Annotated in this window: 3 protein-coding genes; all 3 read left to right on the forward strand. The window is 39.5% G+C overall.

Annotation, left to right across the window (positions count from 1 at the left end; all coding sequences use genetic code 11):
- Positions 1-1,416, forward strand: a 1,416-nt coding sequence (locus tag EGI31_RS14410; RefSeq protein WP_255037913.1) for a TonB-dependent siderophore receptor, incomplete at its 5' end; no start/stop codon positions are given.
- Positions 1,417-1,422: 6 nt separating this feature from the next.
- Entirely contained in the window at positions 1,423-2,541 is a 1,119-nt protein-coding gene (locus EGI31_RS14415; RefSeq protein ID WP_255037130.1) for a PepSY-associated TM helix domain-containing protein, read from the forward strand.
- Positions 2,538-2,834: Fur family transcriptional regulator (locus EGI31_RS14420; RefSeq protein ID WP_255037914.1), on the forward strand; the 297-nt coding region annotated here is incomplete at its 3' end. The genes EGI31_RS14415 and EGI31_RS14420, both read left to right, overlap by 4 nt.

Genomic DNA, 2,834 nt, shown 5'->3' on the forward strand with positions numbered 1-2,834 from the left:
TTAACCACAGAGTACAACTATCAGTATGTAAACATGTCTCCACTTGGGTCTGCATATGCCTACACTTCCGATGGAATTGGCACACTACCCGTAAATTTCTCAACACTTGAATCCAACATGTCGCCTACCAAAATAAACGACCACTCGTTTATAGCCACATTGTCGCACAGTATTAACGACAACTGGAAGTTAACCGGACAACTTGCGTATTTACAGTTCAATCAAGAAGGAAGTAGCTTATGGCCAACTAGTATCAGCGGCGATACTCTGAGAAGAAGCGAGTCTGTATGGGATATTTTGGGTCAAATAAGAGTAGGTCAATTCTTTGTAAATGGCGATGTAGCAACAGGCAAAATAAAACACCGGATTTTGGCTGGCGTAGACATGGGCAACAAGGACTTTTATCATGATTGGAACCAGACAGGAGCCATCAATGGCTCCGCACCTTTTATAGTCACGGCACCTGTTTATGGAAAAGTGCCCGCCACGGCCTATACCGTTTTTGACAGATCATTAAGCGTCAAACAAAGAGGTGTACATTATAATAACGTTTATACAGCCTTGTATGCACAAGACGAAATCAGACTAATGAATGATAAGTTAAGACTTACATTAGCCGGTAGATACACCACCACTGGCGATGAAGATCCATTCTCTGGAAAAGTTGATGCCGGCAAGTTTACACCTAGAATAGGTGCCAGCTATTCCTTAAACAAAAACACAAGTGTATATTCAGTTATAGATGAGACATTTATTCCACAAGCTGGTGCCACATTTGAGGGTAAAGAATTTGACCCAATTACAGGAAATAACAAAGAACTAGGATTAAAAAAAGAATGGTTAAATGGCCGTTGGACTGCCTCTGCATCCGTTTATCAAATCACCAAAAACAATGTTTTAACCGCAGATCCTAATCACCAATTTTTCTCCATTCAATTGGGCCAAACCCAAACCTCGGGTATAGAATTCGATGTAAGAGGTCAATTAGTAACAGGTCTTGATGTTACCCTAAATTACGCCTATACCGATGGGAAAGTAACCAAAGATACTGACGGAAAGCAGGTAAACTCGCAAATACCAGGAACGGATAAAAGCATTGCCAATGCATGGTTAAGCTACAGAGTTCCATCAGGTAATGCCGAAGGTTTAGGATTTTCGCTAGGTGCTTCCCACGCCGCTGGCAGATCAGCCTGGTATGCCGAGTATGACAAATCGATAGATTCAAGTATGCCGTCTTACACAAAATTTGATGCCGCTACCTCTTATAATTTCGGAAAATTCGGTGTTGCTCTGAACGTTAATAATCTGTTCAATGCCGACGTTTTCTCAGGTGCTTATTATTCTTGGAGTAAGTTTTATTATTACCAAATTGAAGCCCACAGAAACTTTCGTCTAAGTATCAATTATAAATTTTGATAAGTTTTGAATTTCAAGAAAATCATCCAAAAACTACACCTATGGCTCGGTCTAAGCACCGGGCTGGTGGTGTTTATAGTGAGCATAACAGGCTGTTTGTATGCATTTCAAAAAGAAATTCAGGATGTCACTCAGACTTTCAGGTTTTCGAAAATAGAAAATCGAGAAATTTTACCACCCTCCGCCTTTGAAAATGTAGCACGAAAGGCATTACCAAAGGCTCACCTTCATGCCATCAATTACCCAGGAAAAGGCAGAAGTGTAGAGGCCATATTTTATGGTTTTGACCCCGAACATTACTATATCATTTACCATAATCCCTATACCGCCAAGATACTACAAGTACAAAATATAGAGGAAACGTTCTTTCATTGGGTTCTTAACGGACACTATTATCTTTGGTTACCTCCTAAAATTGGGCAACCTATTACCTCTTATTCCACACTAATTTTTGTATTTATGCTTATTACAGGTATTATTCTCTGGTGGCCAAAGAACAAAGCTGCCGCTAAACAACGGTTTTGGTTCAGATGGAAAGACGCTACTCAGTGGAAACGCAAGAATTACGACCTCCACAATATCCTTGGATTTTACAGTTCTACATTATTGCTCATTATCGCTGTGACAGGTATTTTCTTTGGTATACAGTGGTTTACTTACCTCATTTATTCAGCTACCGGGGGTGAAAAAGAACTACTTTTTACCGAACCCATATCACAAAAACCCATTACAACATCTTTCAAAAAACCTGTCGCGGATTTGGTTTGGGAAAAGATGAAAAAGGAACACCCTAATGCACTTTCTCTTGAAGTCCACGCCATTGAATCAGATTCATCTACAATTGGGGCAAACGTAAACACAAAGGAAGATATGTATTGGAGCACAGACTATCGGTATTTCGATCAGTACACATTAAAAGAAATACCAGTTAAGCACGTATATGGTAGACTAAAAGACGCAAAATTCGCAGACAAACTAATAAGGATGACTTACGATATCCATACGGGCGGTATATTGGGCTTTGCGGGTAAGATCCTTGCATTTTTATTGTCCTTGGTGGCTGCAAGTTTGCCAATTACTGGATTTATGATTTGGTGGGGACGAAGAAATAAAGTAAAAGCATGAACGGAGACATATACAATAAAGCCCAAGTTATTTTAGACAAAAAGATAGAAGAAAAAGGCCTTAGAAAAACACAAGAACGCTACAGGATCCTGAGAGAAATATACAATAGAGAAGACCATTTTGAAATTGAGGAACTTTACAATGACATCATGGCCCAGAAATTCAATATCAGCAAAGCGACGGTTTATAATGTAGTAGAACTTTTGGTAGAGGTTGGCCTTGTAACCAAACACCAATTTGGGTTAAAACACGCTTCTAGATATGAGAAATCCTTTGGTAGGAAACAACATAGC

This window comes from Lacihabitans soyangensis (genome assembly GCF_024343775.1).
GTDB lineage: Bacteria > Bacteroidota > Bacteroidia > Cytophagales > Spirosomataceae > Leadbetterella > Leadbetterella soyangensis.